Here is a 23409-nt window from a genome sequence, read left to right as displayed (position 1 = left end):
TACCATTCTGCCCTGACACCGGGTGCGCTAAACGATCGAGACGTGTTCCACGGCCTCTGGTGACTTGGCCAGCCGGCCCGCAGCCTCCTGCTGAATCCGGGCGGCCCGCGTGGAGAAATCGGCAATCGTGCGCAACTGGTCGTCACTGTAGCCTTCCAGGAGTGCCGCCAGTCCGCCCATGAAGTCCGCAAAGTAGGGTGCCGCGGCTGCTGCCTGGTCGCCTACTAGGTCGATGAGGACCTTGCGCTTGTCCTCCCCATGGCGAACCCGGCGTGCGATGCCGTTGCCCTCCAGCCGCTGCATCAAACCGGTCACCGACGCAGGCGCGAGCCCGGAATGCTCACCAAACTCACCCGCAGTCATTGGCCCGAAGCGCATGAGGATATCGATCGCCTTGCCTTCCGTCGCGGACAGCCCGCGCAGCTCGGACAGCGCCGTGTGGAACATAACGGCCGCCGTCGACAACTCCCGGCCCGACTCGTACACCGTTCCGCCGTCCGGCCACTCATTGCGCCTTCCTCCCCGCAGCCCAGGAGCATACCGCTGCCCAATACCGGCGGGATTGTTCCGGCCGGCCTCGGTCCCGCTTTGGACGTCGAGCCCGGCCGGATGAAGATGGTCTTCGGCAAGCGCTGCTTCTACTGCTACATCCCCGACCCGGACGGCAGGATCTGGTGGTTTGCCAACCCACTGCAGCGGTCCTCCGGCAATCGTGCCGAGCTGGACGCTCCCGCATTCAAGGGCTGGCTGACGGGGTTAGTCTCCGGGGACCACACACCCATGGCCCGGATCATTGAGGCAACGGACGGAATCATCAGCCCGTACATGACCTATGACTTCCCCACCATTCCACGCTGGCACCGCGGCCGCATGGTCCTGGTCGGCGAGGCGGCCGCATACTCCCGCTACTGACCGGGTGCCCGGTAGGCAGGCGCCTTGCCCGCTGCTGCGTCGATGTCCTCAGGCGTCATGAGCGGCGTAAGGTGCAGATCCACGGCGCCGGTGGAATTGATCAGCAGGGACAGGGCCACGGCGCTGGACTGATCGGGTATGTCGAAGACCCCCAGGACGTCCGTCTCACCGAACGCGTAGTAGATGCAATCCAATGATCCCCCACGGATTCCAAGGCCTTAACCACCGCGTCCCGACGTTTGGAACCGCCCTCCTCCATCAGGCCTTTGATGCCCTGGCCCACATAATTTGCTTGGAAAAAATACTTGCTCATGGCTGACTCCCGTTCTGCTTGTGCCCAGAACACGAACCTATCCGCACGCCCAGAACATCGGATGAGTGAAGGGTCCTGGAGTTCTCCCCGACAGGGGTTGTGGGCTGAGTCTAGGCCTCTCCGCATGGGACTGACAACGGTGCGCGGACCCTTTGGTGCGCTACGCCGCGGCAGGCGGTCCGAACCAGGTGGTGAGCGCGTCGGCTAGCCCCAGCCGGGCCCGGTCTCCCACCCAGGCCACATATCCGTCGGGTCGAATCAGCACGGCGCCGGGGGCCGCCACCTCCCCGATTGCCGGAAGCTCCCAGGTACCACCGTATTGGGCGTCGATCAGCCGGACCCGGTCCGGCCGAGGAGCAGTATCGAAGCCGCCGGGCTCACCGAGGTTGACAAGGACAGGCCGTGCACCGTGCAGCAAGGTGAAAACCCGCAGCGGGCCGTCGGCGGTGACCAGATCGAGGTCGGGCATGCGGCGCCCCAACAGCGGGTGACCCTCGCCGCCGTCGTAATGCCCGACGTCGTAATGGACGTCCAAACCGGACATCATCCCGGCGAAGCGCTTGCGCGGCTCCTCCATGCTCAGCAGCTCGGCCACGGTCTCGCGCAAGGCCTCGAGGCGCGCATCGGCCGGACGCATGAGCGCGGTTTGCGCCATCGTGTTACGCAGCACGCGCGCAGCGATGGGGTGGCGTTCAGCTTGGTACGTATCCAGCAGGCTGGCTGGGGATGTCCCGTTGACAACCTGGGCCAGTTTCCATCCCAGGTTCACGGCATCCTGGACACCGATGTTGAGGCCCTGTCCACCCGCCGGGTAATGCACGTGTGCGGCGTCGCCGGCCAGCAGCACCCGTCCCTCCCGGTAAGACGCGGCCTGCCGGGTCATGTCTGTGAACCTGGTGATCCAAGTGGGACTGTGAATCCCGTAATCGGTTCCGTAGACAGTGATGAGTGCTTTGCTGAGATCGGCCAGGGTCGGTTCGCTGGTGGCTCCGGGGTCCTGTTCGGTCACCATGACCCCACCGGCCCCTCATCTGCGTAAACGACCTCGCCGTCGCGGATCTCGTACTCCACCCTGCCGAAGGAATGGGTGCCGAGGTCGTCCTGGCGGATGCCCAACTCCGGCTCCTCTGTCACCTCGACCTCGGCGAGCAGTGCGCTGGTGGTCGGATCCCACCCGGGGAAATCGATGCCGGCTGCTTTGCGGATGACGCTGCGCCCACCGTCGCACCCCACGAGATATCCCGCCCGCAGAGACTCGCCGTCGGACAGCGCGAGGTCGACACCGGTGTCGTCGTGCGCGAAGCCCGTCACCTCGCGTCCGCGATAGACCGTCACGGGCAGCTCGTCGACCCAGCCGGCCAGGATGCGCTCGATGTGCTTCTGCCACAGCCCGAGGCCATATGGGTGCCGGGTGGGAAAATCGCTGAGGTCCAGGCGGTTGAAGGCAAAACCGGCGACCTGAGCCACCTGCCCCTCCGCCAGGAACCGCTCGGCGATCCCACGCTGATCGAGGACCTCGATGGTGCGTGAGTGCAGACCGCCTGCCCGCGAGCCGGGCAGGTCCTGGGTGGGACGCCGCTCGACGATGGCAACGTCGACGCCCGCCAGCGCCAACTCGCCTGCCAACATCAGTCCTGTCGGACCTCCCCCGGCGATCACCACCGCATGCTCGTTCATGGCAACACTCCTGTCGGCATCATTTCGCTACTCCCGTTCTCTAGGTTCGGTCTTCGGCGATTATCCGGCACGGCCCGGGGCTTGCGGCAAGCCCCCTGGCGGGGGATAGATTGGAAATGGAAGGGGTAGGCATCGACAGCGCGGCTGCGGCCTGCGTCGGCCGCCGTGGTGTCGTTCAAACCGGTCATCCCGAACTATTCCCCTGTACCGCGACCCGATGCAGCTGCAGGATGACCCGGCAGGAAGGCTGCGACGGCGAGTGCTGCGAGGACTGCGGCCGCCCCGAGACCCATGACGACCTGAAACGCCGGCAGCGAGGGAATCGAGACTCCGCCGAGTTGAGTGGTCAGCTGAGCCAGGGCCAAGCGGGCACTGCGGGAGCGGACACTGCCCGCCTTCGCTGTGAGTTCCGTGGATCTTGCCTGTGGATTGTCCGGCGGGCCTTGCGCGGGGCTGGTTGCCTGCGGCAATCTGTTGATCACGTGATGAGTTGATCAACATACGAGGTTCCGACCGCGAGGGTGCCGTCCGATCCGGCGCGGCAACGTCGCCGCCAGGGCAGGAGCCCGCAGGTGAATCCCGGCACCCGGGACAGGGCACTCCCAGGGGCCGCAAGCAGATCCCGCTGGACCGGCGCCGCCTGACCGGTCGCAATTTCCGCAGGAACCGGCTTCCGGGGGTACGACACGTATCAGGCCTCCCGGAGACTGGGGTTCCTTTGAACAGGTGAAAGGTGATTGCCATGACCGAACATCAGGAACCGGCCCCGGCGCCGATGACCGCGGCGCAGGCCGTGCTCATCGGACGGCTCGCGGCGCAGCTGCGGGTGGATTCCATCCGCTGCAGCACACAGGCCGGCTCCGGCCATCCGACCTCCTCGTTGTCGGCTGCGGATCTCATGGCTGTCCTGCTCGAACGGCACCTCCGCTATGACTGGGACCAGCCGTTGCAGCCGACGAATGACCACCTCATTTTCTCCAAGGGTCATGCCTCCCCGCTGTTGTACTCCATGTACCGGGCCGTTGGTGTCGTTGGGGAGGACGAACTGATCAACACCTACCGGCAGTTCGGCAGCCGGCTCCAAGGCCACCCCACACCGGCCCTTCCCTGGGTTGACGTGGCGACAGGCTCGCTGGGCCAGGGCCTGCCGGACGCGGTCGGAGTGGCCCTGGCCGGACGGTACCTGGACCGGTTGCCGTACCGGACCTGGGTCCTGTGCGGGGACAGCGAACTGGCCGAAGGCTCCATCTGGGAAGCTCTGGACAAGGCCGCGTACTACAAGCTGGGCAACCTGACCGCCATCGTGGACGTCAACCGCCTGGGACAGAACGGTCCCACCGAACTCCAATGGGACATGGACCGATCCGCCCGGCGCGTGGAAGCTTTCGGCGCCCACCCCCTCGTCATCGACGGCCATGACCTTACCGCCATCGACGACGCGCTCACCCGCGCACGATCCCGGCCCGACCGGCCCACGGTCATTCTGGCCAGAACCATCAAAGGCAAAGGCGTTCCCGAGATCGAAGACCGGAACGGCTGGCACGGCAAGGCGCTCCCGAAGGACATGGCCGACCGCGCCGTGGCAGCGCTCGGCGGCCCCGGTAACCTGCGGGTCACCACAGCCCTCCCCGAACCGGGCGCACCTGCGCTCACCCCGAATCCGCGGGCAGCCGTCAGCCTGCCGCAATGGGAGGTGGGTGAGGAGGTGGCAACCCGGGCCGCGTTCGGCGCCACCGTGTCCGCGCTGGCCGCCCGCCCCGAAATCGTTGTCCTGGACGGCGAAGTGGGAAACTCGACCCACGCCGGCGAATTCCAAGACGCCGCCCCGGAGCGGTACTTCGAAATGTTCATCGCTGAACAGCAACTCATCGCCTCTGCGATTGGGCTCTCGGTCCGCGGCTACATCGCGTTCTCCGCGAGTTTCGCCGCTTTCCTGATAGCCCGTCCCTTTGACTTCATCCGGATGGCAGGAGTCTCCCAGGTCAGCATCCGGCTCGTCGGCACACATGCCGGTGTCGAAATAGGCCAGGACGGCCCGTCGCAAATGGCGCTGGAGGACATCGCCGCCATGCGGGCCGTGCACACCTCCACCGTGCTCTACCCGTCCGACGCCCCCTCCACCGCCCAACTCGTGAAGACGATGGCCGACACCCCCGGCATCTCCTATCTGCGCGCCACCCGCGGCGCCTATCCGGTCATCTACGGCCCGGACGAACAATTCCCGCTCGGCGGCTGCAAAGTCCACCACGCAGGACCCAACGACGCCGTGACACTCATCGGCGCCGGAGTGACCCTGCACGAGTGCCTGGCGGCCGCCGCTCACCTCGCCGAAGACCGGATAAACGCCCGCGTCATCGACCTCTACTCCATCAAACCCATCGACGCGGACACCCTCCGCCGTGCCTGCCAGGAGACCGGGGGCAGGATCGTCATCGCGGAAGACCATTACCCCGAAGGCGGCATCGGCGCAGCCGTCCTCGAAGCCCTCACCGGCCCGGACACGCCTGAACTCAACGCCGTCCTGCTCGCCGTCCAGGCACTGCCCACTTCCGGCACATCCCAGGAACTGCTGGACGCCGCCGGCATCTCCGCCCGGCACATCGTCACGGCCGCCCGCAGGCTCTTGCGTGCCGGATAACTCCAGGACGTCGGGAACGGAACGCAGCACAATCCGGAGCGCCGCTTACGGCGATTGCCCGGGGTCTGGTGGGGCTGGATAATGCCCGGTATGAAAGGTACCGGCAGGACGATCACCTGGCTGACGGCCGCCGTCGTCGTCTCGATCATTTTTGGAAGCGTTTACGTGACCTTTCAGCAGCTCGGGCGCCGGAGTGCAAACGACGCGCCCGCGGCGACCGCCGCCGCCCAGGTGGAGTTGCTTGGGGTGGAGACGGCTCCGTCCCCACGTGTGGAACTCACTCCGGAGAGCGGGATCTTCTTCATCATTTACGGCCCAGACGATCAGCCGGTGTCGGGAACTGCCGCTCTCCATGGATCCCTACCCGTGCTGCCCGCCGGAGTGCTCCAGACGGCCCGAACCGCCGGCAGCGACGCGGTCACGTGGCAGCCCGAGCCGGGACTACGCATGGCGGTGGTCGCACGCCCAGCGGGAGGAAAGGTCATCGTAGCGGGCCAATCACTGACACCCTATGAGAGTAGGGACCAGATGGTCTTGATGTTCCTGGCATCCGGATGGCTGGTCAGCATGGTTGTCCTGTCCGCAGGGTACGCCGCAACAGGGATCCTCATAAGGCGGCCCCGGGCCCGCTCCGCCAAAGAATGAGCAGCACCGCCACCACGGCCCCCAGTCTGGCACGCCGTACCCCTGCCCGCAGATGTACGGCGTGTTGAAGCTCGCCGACGAGATAAGCGCATCCGTGGTGGTCCTGGCGAGGCAGGCTACTTCCTGACATAGCTCGAGTCGTCACAGCCACGGCGTCTTTTCTGGTGAGCATCTGCACCAAGGAAGGAGGTCGTCAATTCGAACCTGGAAAGTCCGCCGCCCCCATCCGGCGGGCTTTCGTTGCCCACTATCGGCCTCTCAGTTAGCCCGATCGACGCCGCTGGCCCGGCTAAGCCGCCACTCAGGACCGGCAAGGCCGCGGCGCCTGTATCCGGTAGTGGTTCGACTCTCGTCCACTCGATAGCTATATAAGAGAGTTGTAGCATTTAGTCTCGAAGGCCCGTCTGTCCCCCATAGGCGGGCCTTCGTTGTACCTCGACGACAAGCGCCCCGTCTCGCTCCGAAGACAATTGCTGCGGGCCAAGCGTGAGCCGGAACCGGCCTCCCTTCATTGGGTCTCGCCGGCGCCGCCCACCCTGCTACGAACTGTGCGGCTACCGTCAGGCGCTGCGGGCCCGCGGACCACGCCGCGGCCGGCCCTCTGACATAACGCGCAGTTGTGAGGCAGGATAGACCGCACAGCACGGGCGCGGCCGGCCACGGTGGCCACAGGCCCGCGGCCACCCGCCAGCTGCACACCAGGAGAACGAGGGGATATGACGGTTCGCAGCGCAGGGATTCTGCTCTACCGCTGGAACACCGAATACCGGTTTGAGGTCTGGATAGCCCATATGGGCGGACCGTTCTGGGCACATAAGACCGACCGCTCCTGGTCCATTCCCAAGGGCGAATACTTGGACAGCGAGGACCCGCTGACGGCCGCCCTGCGCGAGTTTGCCGAGGAAATGGGCATGCCCGCCCCGGCCCTTGACTACATTCCGCTGGGTGCCTTCCGGCAGCCGTCAGGAAAAATCATCACCGCGTTCGCGGCGGAGTCGGACTTCCAGCCCGAACAGATCGTGAGCAACACCTTTGCGCTGGAATGGCCCAAAGGATCCGGCGTAATCCGGGACTTTCCCGAGATCGACGACGCCCGCTGGGTCGGCGAGCGGGAAGCGCGCACCAAGCTGGTGGGCGGCCAACTGCCGATCCTCGACGCCCTCATTGCCCACCTCGGCAAAGACAACCCAGCACACCAATAGGCCACACTGCCAAAGAGGGTCAAATGGCAGTCAGGCGCCCTACTGGACGTCCGGCTGCACCACTGTGTCGGCATGGCGGTGGGCCACCTTCCACTCACCGTCTTCGCGTCGGTACACCTGGGTTACGCGGAGGGTGTACGTCCTTGGTTCCCCGTTCACCGCGGTACTCGTGTGCTCGTAGCCAACGGTGTAGGCCATGTCCCCGATCACGTCGGCCGCGATGACTTCGTGTTCGTAGGCCGTGCAGTCCGAGAACGAGCTTTCAAGCTTGCGGAAGATGTCCCCCACCTCCACGGGCCCGCTGTCTGACATCCACGCGCCCAGAACCGTGACCGGTTCCCTGCACGACCAGATCGCAAACCGCGGAGCGGCATCCCCGTTGTGCAAGGCGATCTCGGCGTCCCTGAGGTAAAACACCAAGCGCACCCGGCTTCCAGTCACCAAGAAGTAAGCCATCCGGCTGCCGAGCAGTGCCCACGCCAGGCGGCCCGTCGGACCGCAGCTCAATGGCGGAAGTGATGCTCGCCCACCTGCGCGCCGACGAATACCCCTACCTCCCTGAACTCACCCCCAGCACGTCCTCACGCCCGGCTACAACTACTCCGACGAGTTCGCGTTCGGGCTGGACCGTGTCCTCGACGGCCTGGTGCGGGCACGCGACGCCGAAAACGATTCAGCCCCTCACCAATAGCGGGCACTACGGAGGACGACGGCGGCAGCGGGGCCGCCGTCGTCGGCCTCCACACCGGGGCCAACACTCAAAGCTATTGCAAATGCGAATCATTCTTATTAGAGTAATTGGTGTGCACCTTACAGTTGTCAGCTCCCTCGACGTAGTGTGCCGTTGCCCGCCGCGTGGTCAGTCCGGACCGCACCGGGCCGCAGGATCGCCATTCAAGGAGTCAGGCCCCCACCCAATCAACCAAGGAGAAACACCATGAAAGTACGCAATTCGCTGCGGGCACTGAAGAAAATACCGGGTGCGCAGATCGTGCGGCGCCGCGGCGGGACCTTCGTCATCAACAAGAAGAATCCGCGGATGAAGGCCCGCCAGGGTTAGGGACACCGCGTGCGTGTGTGACCCCTAAACACACGCCACTAAACACAGGCCCGTAAACGCAGTCCGCGCCCGGCGGCCGCCCGTCAAGGCGGCGCCGGGCGCGGGGTTACACGGTAAGTCCTAGGCCGTGAGATGCAGCGACGACGTGAGCGCCGCGTCTGCGTCCCGCAGGACCTTTGCCGCCACCTGGAGGCCTTCGATCCGGCCAAGGGAGGTGTCCTCGTGCTCGATGTTGACGAGCATGTTGGGGTCCACCTCGTACAGCGCGCGCAGGAACTCGGTCCAGTAGGCGGTGTCGTGCCCGCGGCCGAGTGCCACGAAGTCCCATGCGGAGTTCTTGGGCCATTCGTTGGCCCACTCGTCGCCGCCGAGGTTGGTGCGGTTTTCCTCCGGCGCGAGCCGGCGGAAGCTGTTGTCGAGGACACCGTAGAGAGCGGCGTTTTCCGTGTTCACGCGCACGTCCTTCGCGGCCGCCTGGAAAACCAGCGGGCCGAGTTCACGGACCACGACCACAGGATCCATCTGCTGCCAGAACAGGTGCGAGGCGTCCAGTTCGACGCCCACATGGGTCGCGCCTGTGAGCTCGATGAGCTTGTGGACATCGGCAGTGTTGAACACGATGTTCTGCGGGTGCAGCTCAGGGGCAACCTTCACGCCATGATCGGCGGCAAGGCGGTCGGTTTCTTTCCAGAAGTCGGCCGCGATGCCCCACTGGTAGTCCAGCACGTCCAGGGCGGCCGAATTCCAGGCGTTGACCACCCAGTTGACCGTGGCGGCCCCGGGTTCGCCGCCGGGCAGGCCGGACATGGTCACCACCCGGTCCTGTCCCAGCCGCTGCGCCAGCCGGATGGAGCGGCGGATGTCCTCGGCATGCTTCTCGCCGATCTCACGCTTGGGGTGCAGCGGGTTGCCGTTGCAGTTCAGGCCCGCGATCGAGACGCCGGTGCCATCGAAAATCGCGAGGTAGTCGTCCCGGGCCGCATCGCTTTCGAGGATCTGGTCCATGTTGGGGACGTGGACGGCGGGCAGGAATCCGCCCGTGTTGATTTCGATGCCGGTCAGCCCGAGGTCCGCGATGACCTTGAGTGCCTCGGGAAGGGGCCGGTCGTGCAGGATTGCGTTGTAGACGCCGAGTTTCATAGCGTGACTTTCCTTCCGTTGTTGAGCGCGGATTCCGTGACAGCACCGAGCAGCTCCATATTGCGCACGCCTTCGTCGAAGCTGGCGCAGCGGGGCAGGGATTCTGCTTCGCTGAGGCCGGCAACCTCTTCGAGGAACGCCCGTGCCTGGTAGCCGAAAGCGCCGTTCTGGCCGAAGCCGACTTCAGCGGCGTCCATGGTCAGTCCGCCTGCGACGTAGGGGTGGCCGGGGCCGAGGATGACCTGGCGGTAGCCGTTCTCGTTGCCGGAGCCATCGTTGAGGAACAGCTGGATTTCGGAGGGGCGGCGCTGGTCAAACTTGGCGGCACCGTTCTCGCAGAACACTTCGAAGTTGAGGCTGTTGGCGTGCTCCTAGACTGTCAGCCATCGATTTCTCCTTTGAAATTCGCCCAGGACGCGCCGACCGACGATCTACGACGTCGCCACCACTGCCGGCGTCTCTCCGTCCCTGGTGTCGCTCGTGCTTCAAAACCCGTCCAAGGTCAGCGAGAAGCGCCGGAAAGCGGTCCAGCGGGGCCGCGACCACCCTCGCCAGCAGCCAGACAAAAAGCATCGGACTGGTCATTGATGACTACCGGAACCTCTGGTTAGTGGACCTCCTGAGGGGCATGGAATCCGCCCTCTCACCCCACGGCTACCAGGTCACCCTTGCCGATTCACGCCCAGGCGAGAACCGCATCACGGAAGCCACTGACGGCCTGCTGGCCATGCACGTGGACGGGCTCGTCATCGCCGCCGAGCCCAGCGAATCCATGATGGCCGGAACCTGGATTCCCGCCGTCGTCGCCGGCTGGCGGAACGGCGTTCCGGCCGGCGCCGACCTCATCACAAACGACGACGACGGCGGCGGCCGTATGGCCGCCGAGCACCTGCTCAGCCTCGGCCATACCCGCATCGGACACCCCACCCTCAAACCCGGGCGCAAGCTGATCGAACCTGCCCTCATCGTCCGCGGCACAACTGCCCGCGTTTCCAGCTGAAACGCGCGGCTCGTGCCGCCACGGGGCGTCATCCCACACACCCTGCCGGCGCCGGTCCAAAGGAGGCCAGTCCAAAGGAGGCCAGTCCAAAGGAGAAGGCAAGAACGGCTCCCAACAGCCCTTGCTAGGGTGGAATTATGAAATCCCGCCTCGCCGCCCTGTCCGTTGCTGCCCTCATCGTCATACTCACCGGTTGCGGCCAGGTCCAGGATGCAGCGGAAAAAGCCGTGAACGACGGCGCGTCCAAGGTTGCCACCGCGGCCGCCGACCAGGTCAAGGGCCAGGTCTGCGCCCTCGTGCAAGACGGGCTTGTGAGCGTCAAGGACAAGGAAGCGCTGGGCGGCCTCGTTGCCGGCGCGGAACCCGCCGGTGTCCCGTCCGAGATCACCACTCCCTTGCGGCAGATCGCCGAAGCCGGCGACCAGGTTCCGGCCGAGTCAGTCACGGCCCTCAAGGACGCCTGCGCGGCCTAAGCCTTAGCGCTTTCCCTTCTTGCGCGATCCCTTGCCACGGCCCTTGTCCGGATTCGGGGCGTAGCGCTGGGCGACCTTGGGCTTCTTGACGCCGGTCCCCCGCCTGTCCGGCTTCGGCTCCTTCTTGGGCGCTTCCACCTTCGCCGACGGCTGGCGGGAGCTCTGGGCGGTGCGGCCGCGGACAATGCCGATGAACTCCTCAATCACCTCATCCGTGGCTTCGCTGGGCCAGGCCAGCGCAATCTGGGTGGTAGGGGCACCGGTGAGTTTCCGCGCCACCGTGTCCTTCACGTTGAAGTGGCGGGCAACGGACATCGGCAGGATGGCCAGGCCGGCCCCGGACGCCACCACCTGCAGGGCCATTTCCGGGCCGCCGAGTTCCGCGACATCCAGGAACGTTTCGCTGGCGAGGTCCGCTAGTGCCACCTCTTCGAACACCGAAATTTCGTGGCCCTTGGGGGCAACCACTACGGCCTGCTCCTCGTAAAGGGGAATGACGTTCAGGCCCTCGCGCTCTACCGGGAGCCGGACGAAGCTGAGGTCGGCGGCGCCGTCACGCAGGACCGAAAGCTGCGCGCCGTCGTCGGACATAAAGGAGTGCAGCGGAACGTCCGGCATCCGCTCTTCCCAGCGCCGGATCCATTTCCCCGGCGTCACGCCGGCAACGTACGCGAAGCGCAACTCACGCCCTTCCGGTTCGGAAGGTGCGGATGCTTGCGGGAATTCTTCTTCAGCGGACACACGTTCACAGTACCGCCAGAGCCGCGGGGTGGCCCCGTGCCGGCGGACGCACGGGGCCTGCGTGGTGCTGCGTTGGTGCTGCGTTGGTGCCCTGCGGGCGGTCCGCCGGATACCCTTGAAGCATGACCTCTGCAAACTCCCAGTCCATGAAGCCGGCCACCGTTGCCAAGAAGCTTGGCATCCACCTGCCCGCAACACCCCAGGAGTTCCAGGATTCGGTTATCACCCGCGCCGATTTCGCCGAGCTCCAGGCCAACCCGCCGGAGTGGCTGGCTGAACTCCGCCGCAACGGCCCGCACCCCCGCCCCGTGGTGGCGCAGAAACTGAACGTTTCCATCAGCGGCCTGGCCCGCGGCGGTGTCGAAGAGGCACTCACGACGGCGGAAATCACCGCACTGCTACAGGCGCCGCCCGCATGGCTGGTCGCCGAGCGCTCCACGCACGCTGCAGTCCGCACCGAGGCCCAGCGCGTCAAGGACGAAGCTGCGAAGAAGGACGCCAAGAAGGCCCGCGCCAAGGCCGAATAGCCTGACTCCGGTGGGTCCTTAGCGGACCGGCCGCAGTTCGTCCGGGTCGCCGCGGTGGAACATACGCCGGGGTGCAACGCCTTCGAAAAGAACCCACACTGTGGAAGCATCCTCGGTCATGGTGTCCACGATGCCCGACCCCGTGACGCGGTTGCCCCGCACGATCGACACCCTGTCTCCGGGCCGAAGCTCCGACCAGTCAGCTCCGGTGTGGACTGACTCCGCATCGGTTTCCGCCGGTTGATGACCGTGCGGAATCTGCGGCGCCGACCCGAACAGCCAGCTGGCAACGTCGCTGCGCAACACAAGGTGGGGTCCGCCGGTGGGGCTGACGCTCCCGGTGGGAACGTAGTAGCCGCGGCCGGCACCGGGCCCGCCGGCAGCCCTGTCCAGGGCATCGGTGAGGTGCCGGGGCAGGTGCCCCTGGGGGCCGAGGGCACGGAGTTCGTCGAGCTCTTCCGGGGTGAGCCGTCCAAGCACAGCAGCAATATCGGCCATGATGGATCCCTTCTTGCAAATGGTGCTTGAAGAACCACGCTAAAACGCCACCATTAACGGCGCGTGAAATCCGGACGGCCAACAGCGAACAAGTTCAACGGCCGATGGACACCCCGTTCGTCGTTGGAGTAAAAACAGTCCGAAAGAAAGAACGGGGCACGGTGCCGGGCGAGGCCCGACTGAACAGGTCCGCTGGACCGGTCCACCGAATAGACGTCCCACCCTACGAAACGAGTAACCCCTGCCGGTTGTCCTGACCGGAATTGATGGTGCCGGCAAGACGACCGCCGCCCGGGCCGCCGTTGACGCTGCCCGTCTGGCCGGCGGCGAGGCACTCCTGCTTCGAAACCATGCGGGCCGCCGAAACATGTCCCAGTGGTCGGCACGCTGCGGGGTGCCGCTCAACCCCCGCCTGGCCGATGCCCTGGAGACCCTAGTCCGCACCGTCAACGTGCTGGTCTCACATGCCCGCGCCCGCCGATTCAACGGCATGGTGGTCATGGACCGCCATCTCTACTGCCAGCTTGCCCTGCGTAGGGTCAGGCAGCTCCCGCGCGGCAGGTTCCTGCCCTGGCTCCTGCGGCTACTCCCCGCGCCTGACCTGGTGGTCAACTTCGACATCGCTCCGGAGCAGGCTTTGGAACGTATCCTCCTCCGGGCGACGGACACCGAAACACTGGAGGAGCTGGCGGCACTCAGCGACGCATACCGCTCGCTTCCGGAGTTCCCCGCGTTCGTCGGGATCGACGCGGGCGCCGCCCAGGACGACGTACTGGCCGCACTGACGAACGCGATCAACGACGCGGGCACCGATGGTGTCGCCGGTGCTGTCACCGGGGCCGGACGAATCAGCGTGAGGCAATCAAGGTGACTGCGCTGATAAACAGGGGCAAGGCCGCGACAGCCGCCAATCCGAGCAGCCCGCGGGCTGCCCAGGTCATGGCCGCCGCCCGGTGGGAGGTCCCCGGCCGCCTGGCTGCAGGTGGTCCGTCCTCTGTTCCCGGCTGCCCGGCCCCGGCACCCGGAACAAGCTTGCTCCACACCACGACCGCTAGCGCCCCGGCGCCAATCACCAGTCCCGCAGGCACGAACAGGACGGCCGCTAGGAGCGCGGGTCAGTAGTCGGCCGGGTTCTTAAAACGCCGTGTGAATTGCCGGGGTGCGGGAGGGGTGGCTGGAAGAATCGGGAGTATGAATTCCGGTTCCCAGGATGGCCTTTTTGATGAAGCTCTCGTGGAGCGGGTGGAGCGTTTTGATGACGGGATCGTTGAGGCCGGCGCTGGTGTGAAGAAGCGGTTCAAATCCTTTGAGCCGGACGCGGTGATGCTGGTCCCGCCGTCGCTGGATGAGTGGTTGCCGGGCAATCATCTGGCCCGGTTCATCGCTGATCTGGTGTCCCGGGAGCTGAATCTGTCCCGGTTCTACGGCTCGTATGGGAAGACGAAGGGCCAGCCGCCGTATGATCCGCGGTTGATGGTCCGGGTCCTGCTTTACGGCTACTGCGTCGGGGTGCGTTCCTCCCGGGAGTTGGAGCGGGCGTGCGTGGACGTGGTCGCGTTCCGTTGGCTGGCCGGGCAGCAGGCACCGGATTTCCGGTCCATCGGCCGGTTCCGCAAACGCCATCTCGCGGCGTTGGGGAACGTGTTCCTGCAGGCGCTGGAACTCTGCCGGGCCGCGGGCATGGTCTCCTTGGGCCGGGTTGCCCTGGACGGGACGAAGGTCCGGGCCAACGCGTCCCGGCGAAAGGCGATGAGCTACGGACGGCTGACCGAAAAACAGAGGATCCTCGCCGCGGAGGTCTCGGACATGCTCGCCGACGCCGAGGCCGTGGACAGGGAGGAGGATGCCCGGTTCGGGGCGGATACGCGCGGCGATGAGCTCCCGCCGGACCTGGCCGACCGGCAATCGCGGCTGGCGAAGATGGCCGCGGCCCGCAAACAGCTCGAAGAGGACGCAGCAGCCAAAGCACGCCAAGAGGCGGAGCAGAAAGCCCGGGACCGCGGCGATGACGACGGGGCGGCTGCGGCCAAGGGCGAGGAAGCCGCGGCCAAAGCGGAGGTCAGACCGAGGGCCCAGCGCAATTTCACGGACCCCGACTCCCGGATCATGAAGACCGCAGACGGCTCGTACCACTATTGCTACAACGCCCAGGCCGTGGTCGACGCGGACCATCAGGTCATCGTCGCCACCGATCTGAACAACACCGCGGTGGACGTGCAGCAACTGGTCCCGATGACCGAACGCACCGCCGAAACCCTGGGCCGGATGCCCGCCCAATGGACCATTGATGCCGGATATTGTTCAGCAGCCAACCTCGAACACGTGAAGGAAATCGAGGCCGCCGGCGGGACCGAGTTCTTCATCGCGACCGGCCGGCTCAAACACGGCGAAAAGGTTCCCGAGACGCCCCGGGGCAGGATCCCGGCCACCGCCACACTCCGGGAACGGATGGCGAGGAAACTCAAAACCAAGAAGGGCCGGGCCGTTTACGCGCGGCGCAAGGCGATCATCGAACCGGTCTTCGGGCAAATCCACACCCGCCAGGGCAAACACGCACTCCTGCGCGGCCTCGAACAGGCCAAACACGAGTGGGAACTGATGGCAGGCTGTCACAACCTGCTGAAATTGTTCACTTTCAAAGCCAAAGCCGGTCTCAACGCCCCGGCCGGAGCCTGACCCACGGGCCAAGGCGGCCACGGCTGCCCGGCCCGCGGCCGCTGCCAATCCTCGAAGGAGGCCCACCACCGCCGCGGACAGCCCGGTCATCAAGATGGCAACGTGTCACCGGTCAGTAGACAGGACCACTCCTGGATGACGGAAACCACTACCGCCCCACGCTCCTAGCAGCGGCAGGTAATGCTTCCAGTCCTGCCCTGACGGTAGCGGAAGGCGCTCACTGAAAGCGCCGGCCACCGCGGCCACCACTGCGCCGTGCAAAACGGCAAGCGCGGAGAAGAGCACTACGGACAGCCAGCCTGGACCCACGATGGCAAAGTCGATGTTGTCGGCCCGGAACGGCTCCACGGAAGCGCCGAGAACGAGCAGGAGCAGTGCCCCGAACAGCGGTCCTGCCCGGCGGCCGGCGGGGAGCCAACGGTGAATGAGCAGGTAGATGAAGGCGGCCGCGAAGCCGGCGGGAAGTCCGCCAAAGAACAGCAAGGCAATGCTGCCGTCGATCGTGGGGAATCCGACATTAGCCTGGGCTTCGGTAAGGCGCCCCTGGGCCGACGCCGGCGAGGTGACGGCCAGTACGCGCATCACCAGCCTGCCGCCGGCCCCCTGCAACGAGGATCCCGGATGCGACGGCCGCCACGGTGGCGACGTTGGCCCACCACAGGTAGCGGCGTAGGGCGGAGACCTGCGCCTCCACAACAGCATCCCGTGCGGGCACTGCCGAAGACTCTATGGTATCCGCCGAAGAAGCGGGCCTCGAAGGCGCCCTGACCGTGCGGCCTCCCCAAGCGATGACCATGGCGACGCCAGCCAGCAGCAACAGCGTGCACACAACCACGATTGCCAGCGCCACTGGTCATCACCGCCAAGGTAAAGGTGGATTCATTGTGCGCCGGCTGCGCGCCCTTGAAAAGTGGCGACAGGCCATGGGCCTTTATCGGGCCGCATGCCCGCTGGTTGTGCGGGACTCCGTTGCGGGGCCCCGCAGGTAGTTAACTGCCCAGCCGGGCAGGATCACTCCTTGGGCATGATGATCCACAGGGCGATATATACCAATTCACCCACGCCGAAAACGCCGAAGAGCACAAAGCCGATTCGGACAAGGGCTTTTGAAATACCGAACCTTGAAGCGAGGCCGGCACAGACGCCGGCGATCATCTTGCCATTCCTGGGCCGAACCAACGCTGCAGTCATGCGGTCAGACTACCAGCGTGGGTCCGGGTGCAGTCCAGAGGTATGAAGCATTGGTCCTGCCTCAATCCTGGTGCAGCTGAATGTAGTTTCCGCAGCCGTCGTCCAGCACCGCCGAGGTGCCCGTGGGGCCCTCGGACGGTTCCGCCTGGAACACGACGCCCAGGGCCCTGAGCCGCTCATACTCGGCCCGGACGTCGGGGACGCCGAACACGATGGCCGGGATCCCGGCGTCGTGCAGGCCGTTCATGTAGTCCGCCCCAATGGGATTGTCGCTGGGCTCCAGCAGCAGCCCCGCGGACCCGGCACTGCCACCCGCGGAGCCGGGATCCTTCACGATGTACAGGTTATATTCGGGCATGGCCATGAGGGTCTCAAACCCAAGGGTCTCTGTATAGAACCGGTGGGCCGCGGCCGGGTTCTTGACGTGGATGCTGCACATTTTTAGTCGCATGGTGCCTAGGCTACCCGTGGGCCCGCGGCACCGGAACGGCTATGGCCGGCAAGGCCTGGAGGCAGGTCGTGCAGAGAGGCCGTGCGGGCGAGACCGGCCACGGGGCCTGCCCATTGACGGCCGGGCCCGCCGGGATTCCAATGGAATTAGCGGAACCCAACCATCCCGGTCCGGTTCCGTTGGAGGTGGAGCGGTGTCTGTCATCACGGAATCGGTCCCCATGGGGCCCCTGCAGCTAGCAGTCTGCGCCGCCGTCGTGGTGTGTGGCGTGGCCGGCGCGGTGTTTTCCGCGCGGTATCACGTCAGGCGCGACGCCGGAGAGGTCACCGACGCCGTCTTCTGGGACGGCTTCGCCGGACTCGTGATTGTGTTCCCGGCCGTCCTCATACCTACCCTGGACTCGCCGTGGCTGGGCCTCGCTGTAGGAACCCTTGCCATTGTCACGGCTGTTGCCGCCTATCTGTGGAGTCCCCGCGTACTGGCCTGGCAGGAAGCGCGACTGCAGCGCACCGGCTTACGGGCGGAGCTCGAGGCCGCGGCGGCGCGGCACCGGATGGTGCTGGCGCGTTGGCAGCGCTATGAGCTGGACCCCGCGTGCTGCATCGATTTCCCGGACATGTCCGACGTGCGCCGGCCCGAAACGGCGGCCCTGATCAAGGCTTTGAGGGAGGCCGAGCGGCTCCGTGCCATGGAAGCAGCGGGGTACCTTCCTGCCGTCGCCCGGCTGGAAAACGCCCTGGGCAGGGCGGAGGCCGCGGCGGGTGTTCCGTCGCCCCAAACCTCGGGACATTGGCTGCCCGGACGTTAACGGGTGTGTCGGCGACATTGGAAACGCCGGCAGGTGCGGCGGTAGCATCCCATGATGGAGCCATTAGTCACAGACACACGAGACGAGCACGGCAGGTTGCGATCGGACCGGGGAGTCTGGCGGCAGGCCACCACCCTCGAAGCGGCCGGTGAACTTACTGCGCGGTGGCTTGAGTCACGGAGCGAATACCAGCCCGGAACGTTTGCGCCCAGCTTCGACGACGAGACCCGTCCCATCGCCGCCGCACTGGCGGAAATCAACAGGAACGGGCTCTTCACCAAGGAATCCCAGCCGGGTGTCCGCGACGACTCCGGCCACGCGCAGCGCCAGTATGTGACCGGCTTCTGCGGCGCCGGTGCGGCGGCCGAGCTTGTGGCGCTGTCCACCAGGTCCGAACTCATTACCGTTGCCCACGCCCCGGGGAAACGAGCCGGGCCGCCATTCCTGTCACCTTCGACGGCGATGCGGTAGTCACGGTGCTCGGCTCCAGCGAAAGCCCGGTGGAGAACGACCAGCTCCGCGACTGGTCCGACGAGACCAACGAAACGCTGGCCCTGCTGCTTGCCGATTCCTGGTATGTGGAAGTCCTGGACCCGGTCTGGGGCCGGAACGACGTCCTGCTACCGGAAGTGCTGGCAGCCCTCCGGAAGGTGCAGTAGGGACTACAGGTCCACGGTCCCGCTTTCACCCACGCTCATGCGGCTGTGCGTCACCTTGGACTTGATCCACTGAAAAACTGTTGCGGCCGTTCCGACGGGGCTGGTCCAGCATTCGGCCGAATCCGAGTCAACGCGCAAGAGGACCACCTCGGGGGTGAGTTCCCCAGCCCGATCCAGCCTATTAGTAAGTGCGCTTACTTTCAATGGGCAGGATGCCGGGCGGAAGCTCGGGGATTACATTTCCCGGATCAGATTCCGCGGGACAGGACCTGTCCCCTGAAGAATTCCGGACGGACCTTGTACATCACCAGCATGAGCACCACGCCCAGCAGGATCACGCCCATGCCAAGGACGAACACCAGCCCCACGCCGCCAACGGACGAACCCGAACCGTATTCGGGGTCCATGGAGTCGTAGGCCGTCTTGACGAACATGACCAGCAGGATGACCCCGCCCAGGAGGGGTGCGAGGAACTTGCAGAGGAACGCGCGCGCTCCGCTGAAGGCCTGGGCGCGGAAGAACCAGACGCAGGCGAGGGCGGTGATGCCGTAATAGAAGCAGATCATCATGCCCAGCGCAGTGATGGTGTCCCACAATGCATTCTCGGAAGTGGTCCGGGTGATGACGTAGAAGGCCGCGGCAGCCACGGCCGCGGCCACGGTGGCGTAGCTCGGGGACTTGTGCCGCGGGCTGATCCTGCCGAACTTCGGGTGCAGGGCCTTGTAGTGGCCCATGGCCAGCAGGGTCCGGGCCGGCGAGACAAACGTGGACTGCAGGGATGCCGCCGAACTGCTCAGGATGGCCAGGGACATCAGAATGGCGAACGGACCCATCACGGGACCGGCAAGCACAGCGAAGATACTGCCCTGGTTGTCCGGGTTCCCTGTGCCAAGTCCGCTGTCGCCGGTGCCCGCAAAGGACAGCGTGGCCAGCGCAACCGTCATGTAGATGACCACAATCACCAGGACAGTCACGGTCGCGGCCCGGCCAGGCGTCTTTTCCGGATTCCGGGTTTCCTCGTTCATGGTCAGCGTGACGTCCCAGCCCCAATAGATGAAGATCGACAGCGACACCCCGGCGGCGAAGGATGAGAAGGAGTCCACGGCGAACGGATTGAACCAGTCCGGCGACAGTGCCGTGGCATCGAAGGCAGAACCGTTGGCAACATGGCTGAACGCCGCCACCGCGAACCAGCCAAGCACCAGGAGCTGGAACGCCACCAGCACATACTGGACGCCCTTGGTGGTCTCCATGCCGCGGTAGGAAATCCAGCAGGCCAGCGCGATGAACACCAGCGTGGTGGCAATATTCACCGGAAGGTTCTTGCTCAGCCCGCCCAGCTCAGGGTTGCTGAAGAGCTGGGCGAGCATGAGGTAGAAGAAGTCCACGGCAACGGCTGCCAGGTTGGAAAGCACAATGATGGTGGCTGCTATCAGGCCCCAGCCGCCCATCCAGCCGATCCAGGGCCCGAAGGCGCGCGTTGCCCACGTGAAGGAAGTGCCGGCGTCGGGCATCGCGTTGTTGAGTTCGCGGTACCCCAGCGCCACGAGCAGCATGGGGATGAAGCCCACCAGGAAAATCGCCGGCAGGTGGACCCCCACCTCCGAGACGGTGGGGCCCAGCGCAGCCGTCAAAGTGTAGGCCGGCGCAATGCAGGAGACCCCGATGACGACGGCGCCGATCAGCCCCACCGATCCGGCCTTCAGACCTTTATCGCTGAGTGTTTTGTGGGCAGCCGGCGCCGGCTGCGTTGCGGTTGACATTCTGGGGTTGCCTCTCAGGAGGTTCATTCGACGTTGAATGGCGGGCGCCTGGCTTGACACCCGGGCGCGGCGGGGAGCTTAAGCCGGGGCGGTGACCCTGGCGACTGTGGCCACCCGGGCCGCGGTGAGCTGCCCCATCCGGACGGCCCCGTCAACATGCTGGTAGCCCTCGGCCGCCAGATCCGAGGAGCTCCAGTAGATCGGGCCCACCGGCTGGTGCTGGTCCTTGCCGTAGCGGTGCAGGCCACCAAGGTCGTAGCTCGATGCGTAGGCGCCTCGGGTCCATTCCTCGGAGCCCCAGTCGGACTCGTAGTACACCTCGGGCTCGAGGGCCTTGTCCCCAGGAACGCCGCGATGGATTCCAGGATGGCGCGGCGGCGGTCCTCGGCACTCAGCTCGAAGACGGCGTCGGCCTTCTCATCGGAGATAAAGCCCACCAGCGTGCCCCGGGGATCCCCATGGTTGGTGTTGTCGTAGACCTCCTGCACCAGCGAGCCGGCGCTGAAGCACGTGCCGGACAGCCCGTCCTCGCGCCAGAACGGCGTCTTGTACACGGCGTGCACCTTGATGACCAGGCCCAGTGACTGGTGCTGGTGCATCTGGTGCTGCCGGCGCGGCAGCGGCGGGACGAAGGAGACGCGCGAATACAGGTTGGGCGGGACGGCCATGATCACGTAGCGGGCGTTCACCGTTGCCCGCTCCGACACAACCGTCACGCGTGGGCCGCCGTCGGCCTCTTCGGTCCAGTTGATGGTGCGCACCGGGCTGCTGAGGACGACGTCGTCGCCCAGCTCCCGCGCCTGCAGCAGCGAAACCTGCTGCATCCCGCCCACTACCCGCTTGTCCAGGATGAAGTCCTCGTCCGTGAGGTGCGAAAACGATCCCGCGGATGCCGCCATCAGCACCGCCTGCAGCGCGGAGAAGGCGTGTGCCGGCTTGGTCAGCATGCCGCCGGCGATAAACAGGCCGATGTTGTTGCAGGCCTCTTCATCCGGGGAGTTCTGGCGAAGCCAGTGGTGGAAGGAGATGGTGTCCAGCTCGCGGGCCTTGGGGTGGGCCCAAGGCTCGGTGGGGCCGATTTCCGCCGCCAGCCCGTCCAGCAGCCCGATGAGCTTGTCCATTTCGGCGGCCGTGGTTTGGCTGACGGGGAAGGAGTCACCGGTGTAGCGGGTCTTCCGTCCGTCGGCGCCCACGTAGATGGATTTGCCCTCGCGGTAGCGGGAGTACGTTTCCAGGCCCAGCTCGTCCAGCAGTTCCAGCAGCGCGGTTTGGTCCGGCGAAACCCACTGGCCGCCGATTTCCAGCATGGCGCCGTCAATGGTGTCGGTCCAGGTGCGGCCCCCCACGCGGTCGCGCGCTTCCAGTACGGCGACACTGAGGCCGGCCTTCTTCAGTTCACGGGCTGCAGTGAGGCCCGAGGGGCCTGCACCTACGACGACGACGTCGCGGTCAAGTTCCAGCATGATGTCCTTTCTGTGGCCGCCAGAGTGATGCGAACCACTAAATGAATGCCATTCATTTATGAACTATAGCGGTTTCCGGATCGTCACGGAAGAGGTGAGTGGAATAATGCTGGGGACCCCGCCAGCAGAAAGGCCGACGATGCCGGCAGCCGCACGCCCGACCACCGACTCCCGCCACGCCGAAGCGCCGGTGAAACGCCGCGCAGGCAGGCCAGCCTCGGCAGTGCTGGACCAGGCAGTTATTACGTCAGCAGCACTGCTGCTGATCGGAAAGAACGGCTACGACGGCCTCACCATGGCCGCGCTGGCGCGCTCCCTGAACGTGGCGCCGTCGGCCCTTTACAACCACGTGACGTCCAAACAGGACGTACTGGTCCTGGTGGAGGACCACCTCGCGTCCCTGGTGGATGTGTCCGCCTTCGGCACGGTGCCGTGGGACGAAGCCGTGCGGCAGTGGGCCTGGAGCTACCGGGACGTGTTCTCCAAGCACACTCCGCTGATCCCGGTCATCGCTGTGCTGCCGGTGACGGATGCACCCCAGACCCTGGCCATGTACGAAACGGTCAGCCGGGGACTCCGTGAGGCGGGGTTCCCGCAGGAGCGCATCATCTCCTCGATCGTGGCGCTGGAATCCTTCATCTTCGGCTCTGCCTACGACGTAACGGCGCCGGCGGACATCTTCGATCCGGGCAGCATGGCGGAATCCACGCCCAACTTCACGGCAGCGGTGCGGAGCCTGGCGGAACAGGGCCACGAAAAGCCGGCGGACGTCGCATTCAGCCTGGGCCTGGAGGCGCTGATTTCCGGGCTTGGGGCACTGCGGCAGTAGGCTCCGCCGGCAAGGGGCGGCCGCGGACCCTGTGATAGGTCGCGTACCGCGCCTTGGGTTGGAGAATCCGGCCTAGAAGTTCGAGCCGTCGGCCTTTACGGCCAGGACCGGCCGGTCTGCCTGCATCAGGATGCGCTGGGCATGGCTGCCCAGGATGAACTTTCCCACCTGTGAACGGTGCCGCAGGCCGATGACGATCAGGGACGCATTCGCTTCGCGGGCGATGTCCAGGAATTCGTCGGCAAGGTCGTGCTGGTAGGGCGGCTGGATCACCGTTGCCTTGACGCCGGCCTCCGTGGCACGCCGGGCGGCCCGGGCCAGGACGTCCTCGGCGGCCACGGACTTGTCCACCAGCGCACCTTCACGGGCGGAGTTGACGATCACCAGGTCCTCGTTGCGGAGGGTTGCCTCGGCGATGCCTGCGGTGAGCGCCGCCTCGCCTGCAGGCGTGGAAACGAATCCGACGATGATGCTCATACCTTCTCCTTGATTCTGGTGGGTGCGGTCTCTGCCGCCGCCGGGGCCTGGCGCTTGGCCAGCATGGACTTGATGCCCGGAAGCACCGCAACCAGGACGAACACCACAAGCAGGGTGGCTGAGATGGGACGACCGAAGAAGCCGGTGGGGCCGTTGCCCCGTACGTCTGTGAACCGGATCACTGCCGGTCGGCTGTATCGAGTGTAGGAAGCCATTATGATGCATGTCTAAGCCCAAATTTGCATCCAGTGATACCCGGAAGGCAT

28 protein-coding genes and 4 pseudogenes are annotated in these 23409 nt (G+C 65.8%); 14 read left to right on the top strand and 18 right to left on the bottom strand.

From position 1 onward, the window contains the following. Window positions 1–27: 27 nt before the first annotated feature. Window positions 28–486: a MarR family transcriptional regulator gene (locus FCN77_RS00330; RefSeq protein WP_137320630.1), complete on the bottom strand. Its 459-nt coding sequence runs from the start codon at window positions 484–486 to the stop codon at window positions 28–30. A 102-nt stretch (window positions 487–588) separates the two neighbouring features. Here FCN77_RS00330 and FCN77_RS00325 point away from each other — a divergent pair, with 102 nt between their 5' ends. Beyond that, the gene (locus FCN77_RS00325) at window positions 589–912 is read left to right on the top strand and encodes a hypothetical protein (protein ID WP_175417091.1); all 324 of its coding nucleotides are present in this window, start codon (window positions 589–591) and stop codon (window positions 910–912) included. Here FCN77_RS00325 and FCN77_RS26490 read toward each other — a convergent pair. The 4 genes from FCN77_RS26490 to FCN77_RS26170 form a co-directional block, all read right to left on the bottom strand. Beyond that, a complete protein-coding gene (locus tag FCN77_RS26490) occupies window positions 906–1106 on the bottom strand; it encodes a GYD domain-containing protein (RefSeq protein WP_254678775.1) in 201 nt (66 codons plus the stop codon). The genes FCN77_RS00325 and FCN77_RS26490 overlap by 7 nt on opposite strands. A 279-nt stretch (window positions 1107–1385) precedes the next feature. Next, on the bottom strand, window positions 1386–2237 hold the full coding sequence (locus tag FCN77_RS26485; protein WP_254678774.1) for an FAD-dependent monooxygenase: 852 nt from the start codon (window positions 2235–2237) through the stop codon (window positions 1386–1388). Continuing rightward, entirely contained in the window at window positions 2231–2902 is a 672-nt protein-coding gene (locus FCN77_RS26480) for an FAD-dependent monooxygenase (RefSeq protein ID WP_254678773.1), read from the bottom strand. The genes FCN77_RS26485 and FCN77_RS26480 overlap by 7 nt, the downstream gene beginning before the upstream one ends. Window positions 2903–3096: 194 nt before the next feature. Beyond that, entirely contained in the window at window positions 3097–3384 is a 288-nt protein-coding gene (locus FCN77_RS26170) for a hypothetical protein (RefSeq protein WP_217496204.1), read from the bottom strand. Between the two features lie 260 nt (window positions 3385–3644). On the opposite strand from FCN77_RS26170, the gene FCN77_RS00310 reads away from it, so the two are divergent. From FCN77_RS00310 to FCN77_RS00300, 3 genes are all read left to right on the top strand, one after another. Next, entirely contained in the window at window positions 3645–5540 is a 1896-nt protein-coding gene (locus FCN77_RS00310; RefSeq protein ID WP_254678772.1) for a transketolase, read from the top strand. A 90-nt stretch (window positions 5541–5630) separates the two neighbouring features. After that, window positions 5631–6185 (top strand): hypothetical protein, encoded by a 555-nt coding sequence (locus tag FCN77_RS00305; protein WP_137320628.1) that lies wholly within the window; start codon window positions 5631–5633, stop codon window positions 6183–6185. A gap of 716 nt (window positions 6186–6901) precedes the next feature. Further along, window positions 6902–7387, top strand: coding sequence for an NUDIX domain-containing protein (locus FCN77_RS00300; protein ID WP_137320627.1), 486 nt, complete (start codon window positions 6902–6904; stop codon window positions 7385–7387). A 39-nt stretch (window positions 7388–7426) separates the two neighbouring features. Here FCN77_RS00300 and FCN77_RS00295 read toward each other — a convergent pair whose 3' ends face one another. After that, complete coding sequence (locus FCN77_RS00295; protein WP_368074351.1) at window positions 7427–7804, bottom strand: nuclear transport factor 2 family protein; 378 nt, start codon at window positions 7802–7804, stop codon at window positions 7427–7429. Between the two features lie 520 nt (window positions 7805–8324). On the opposite strand from FCN77_RS00295, the gene ykgO reads away from it, so the two are divergent. After that, window positions 8325–8447, top strand: a complete 123-nt coding sequence (gene ykgO / locus FCN77_RS00290; protein WP_137320625.1) for a type B 50S ribosomal protein L36 — start codon at window positions 8325–8327, stop codon at window positions 8445–8447. 120 nt (window positions 8448–8567) lie between these two features. Here ykgO and FCN77_RS00285 read toward each other — a convergent pair whose 3' ends face one another. Next, entirely contained in the window at window positions 8568–9587 is a 1020-nt protein-coding gene (locus tag FCN77_RS00285; RefSeq protein WP_137320624.1) for a sugar phosphate isomerase/epimerase, read from the bottom strand. Further along, window positions 9584–9955, bottom strand: a pseudogene (locus FCN77_RS00280) (gfo/Idh/MocA family oxidoreductase); the annotation flags it as partial. The gene FCN77_RS00285 and the pseudogene FCN77_RS00280, both read right to left, overlap by 4 nt. 103 nt (window positions 9956–10058) lie before the next feature. On the opposite strand from FCN77_RS00280, the gene FCN77_RS27455 reads away from it, so the two are divergent. The 3 genes from FCN77_RS27455 (at window position 10059) to FCN77_RS00270 (ending at window position 11060) form a co-directional block, all read left to right on the top strand. Then, window positions 10059–10175, top strand: a complete 117-nt coding sequence (locus tag FCN77_RS27455) for a hypothetical protein (RefSeq protein WP_368074301.1) — start codon at window positions 10059–10061, stop codon at window positions 10173–10175. A 22-nt stretch (window positions 10176–10197) separates the two neighbouring features. After that, window positions 10198–10587: a substrate-binding domain-containing protein gene (locus FCN77_RS00275; RefSeq protein ID WP_254678770.1), complete on the top strand. Its 390-nt coding sequence runs from the start codon at window positions 10198–10200 to the stop codon at window positions 10585–10587. Window positions 10588–10724: 137 nt separating this feature from the next. Next, window positions 10725–11060, top strand: coding sequence for a hypothetical protein (locus tag FCN77_RS00270; protein ID WP_137320623.1), 336 nt, complete (start codon window positions 10725–10727; stop codon window positions 11058–11060). A 3-nt stretch (window positions 11061–11063) separates the two neighbouring features. On the opposite strand, the gene FCN77_RS00265 is transcribed toward FCN77_RS00270, so the two are convergent. Continuing rightward, window positions 11064–11801, bottom strand: coding sequence for a LysR family substrate-binding domain-containing protein (locus FCN77_RS00265; protein WP_137320622.1), 738 nt, complete (start codon window positions 11799–11801; stop codon window positions 11064–11066). A gap of 122 nt (window positions 11802–11923) precedes the next feature. On the opposite strand from FCN77_RS00265, the gene FCN77_RS00260 reads away from it, so the two are divergent. Next, window positions 11924–12328 carry a DUF5997 family protein gene (locus tag FCN77_RS00260; RefSeq protein ID WP_137320621.1) on the top strand — a complete coding sequence of 135 codons (405 nt, stop codon included), beginning with the start codon at window positions 11924–11926 and terminating at the stop codon, window positions 12326–12328. Window positions 12329–12346: 18 nt separating this feature from the next. Here the strand turns inward: FCN77_RS00260 and FCN77_RS26475 are convergent, their stop codons facing one another. Further along, window positions 12347–12826: a hypothetical protein gene (locus tag FCN77_RS26475; RefSeq protein WP_254678769.1), complete on the bottom strand. Its 480-nt coding sequence runs from the start codon at window positions 12824–12826 to the stop codon at window positions 12347–12349. A gap of 241 nt (window positions 12827–13067) precedes the next feature. Here FCN77_RS26475 and FCN77_RS00250 point away from each other — a divergent pair, with 241 nt between their 5' ends. Continuing rightward, on the top strand, window positions 13068–13697 hold the full coding sequence (locus FCN77_RS00250) for a thymidylate kinase (protein WP_137320620.1): 630 nt from the start codon (window positions 13068–13070) through the stop codon (window positions 13695–13697). Between the two features lie 320 nt (window positions 13698–14017). Beyond that, window positions 14018–15502 (top strand): IS1182 family transposase, encoded by a 1485-nt coding sequence (locus FCN77_RS00245; protein ID WP_137320619.1) that lies wholly within the window; start codon window positions 14018–14020, stop codon window positions 15500–15502. Window positions 15503–15607: 105 nt separating this feature from the next. Here the strand turns inward: FCN77_RS00245 and FCN77_RS00240 are convergent, their stop codons facing one another. The 3 genes from FCN77_RS00240 to FCN77_RS00230 form a co-directional block, all read right to left on the bottom strand. Continuing rightward, window positions 15608–16111, bottom strand: a complete 504-nt coding sequence (locus tag FCN77_RS00240; RefSeq protein ID WP_217496203.1) for a hypothetical protein — start codon at window positions 16109–16111, stop codon at window positions 15608–15610. Window positions 16112–16513: 402 nt separating this feature from the next. Beyond that, entirely contained in the window at window positions 16514–16693 is a 180-nt protein-coding gene (locus FCN77_RS00235) for a PspC domain-containing protein (protein ID WP_137320617.1), read from the bottom strand. 61 nt (window positions 16694–16754) lie between these two features. Further along, window positions 16755–17144: a VOC family protein gene (locus tag FCN77_RS00230; RefSeq protein ID WP_137320616.1), complete on the bottom strand. Its 390-nt coding sequence runs from the start codon at window positions 17142–17144 to the stop codon at window positions 16755–16757. Between the two features lie 193 nt (window positions 17145–17337). Here FCN77_RS00230 and FCN77_RS00225 point away from each other — a divergent pair, with 193 nt between their 5' ends. Both FCN77_RS00225 and FCN77_RS00220 read left to right on the top strand, forming a co-directional pair. Beyond that, window positions 17338–17952 carry a hypothetical protein gene (locus tag FCN77_RS00225; protein ID WP_137320615.1) on the top strand — a complete coding sequence of 205 codons (615 nt, stop codon included), beginning with the start codon at window positions 17338–17340 and terminating at the stop codon, window positions 17950–17952. Between the two features lie 54 nt (window positions 17953–18006). After that, window positions 18007–18611 (top strand): annotated as a pseudogene (locus FCN77_RS00220) (hypothetical protein). A 3-nt stretch (window positions 18612–18614) separates the two neighbouring features. On the opposite strand, the pseudogene FCN77_RS27450 reads toward FCN77_RS00220, so the two are convergent. The 3 genes and pseudogenes from FCN77_RS27450 to FCN77_RS00205 form a co-directional block, all read right to left on the bottom strand. After that, window positions 18615–18767 (bottom strand): annotated as a pseudogene (locus FCN77_RS27450) (pyridoxamine 5'-phosphate oxidase); the annotation flags it as partial. Between the two features lie 92 nt (window positions 18768–18859). Further along, window positions 18860–20374, bottom strand: a complete 1515-nt coding sequence (locus FCN77_RS00210) for an APC family permease (RefSeq protein ID WP_137320614.1) — start codon at window positions 20372–20374, stop codon at window positions 18860–18862. A 78-nt stretch (window positions 20375–20452) separates the two neighbouring features. Then, window positions 20453–21837 (bottom strand): annotated as a pseudogene (locus tag FCN77_RS00205) (flavin monoamine oxidase family protein). Window positions 21838–21976: 139 nt separating this feature from the next. Between FCN77_RS00205 and FCN77_RS00200 the strand changes: the two are divergent. Then, window positions 21977–22666 carry a TetR/AcrR family transcriptional regulator gene (locus FCN77_RS00200; protein WP_254678768.1) on the top strand — a complete coding sequence of 230 codons (690 nt, stop codon included), beginning with the start codon at window positions 21977–21979 and terminating at the stop codon, window positions 22664–22666. 72 nt (window positions 22667–22738) lie between these two features. Here FCN77_RS00200 and FCN77_RS00195 read toward each other — a convergent pair whose 3' ends face one another. Together FCN77_RS00195 and FCN77_RS00190 are read right to left on the bottom strand one after the other, a co-directional pair. Then, the gene (locus FCN77_RS00195) at window positions 22739–23143 is read right to left on the bottom strand and encodes a universal stress protein (RefSeq protein WP_137320613.1); all 405 of its coding nucleotides are present in this window, start codon (window positions 23141–23143) and stop codon (window positions 22739–22741) included. Continuing rightward, on the bottom strand, window positions 23140–23325 hold the full coding sequence (locus FCN77_RS00190) for a hypothetical protein (protein ID WP_175417080.1): 186 nt from the start codon (window positions 23323–23325) through the stop codon (window positions 23140–23142). The genes FCN77_RS00195 and FCN77_RS00190 overlap by 4 nt, the downstream gene beginning before the upstream one ends. Window positions 23326–23409: the final 84 nt, after the last annotated feature.

The organism is Arthrobacter sp. 24S4-2 (assembly GCF_005280255.1).
In the GTDB taxonomy this organism is placed as follows: Bacteria; Actinomycetota; Actinomycetes; order Actinomycetales; family Micrococcaceae; genus Arthrobacter.
This window is presented reverse-complemented; position numbering and strand designations above follow the sequence as displayed.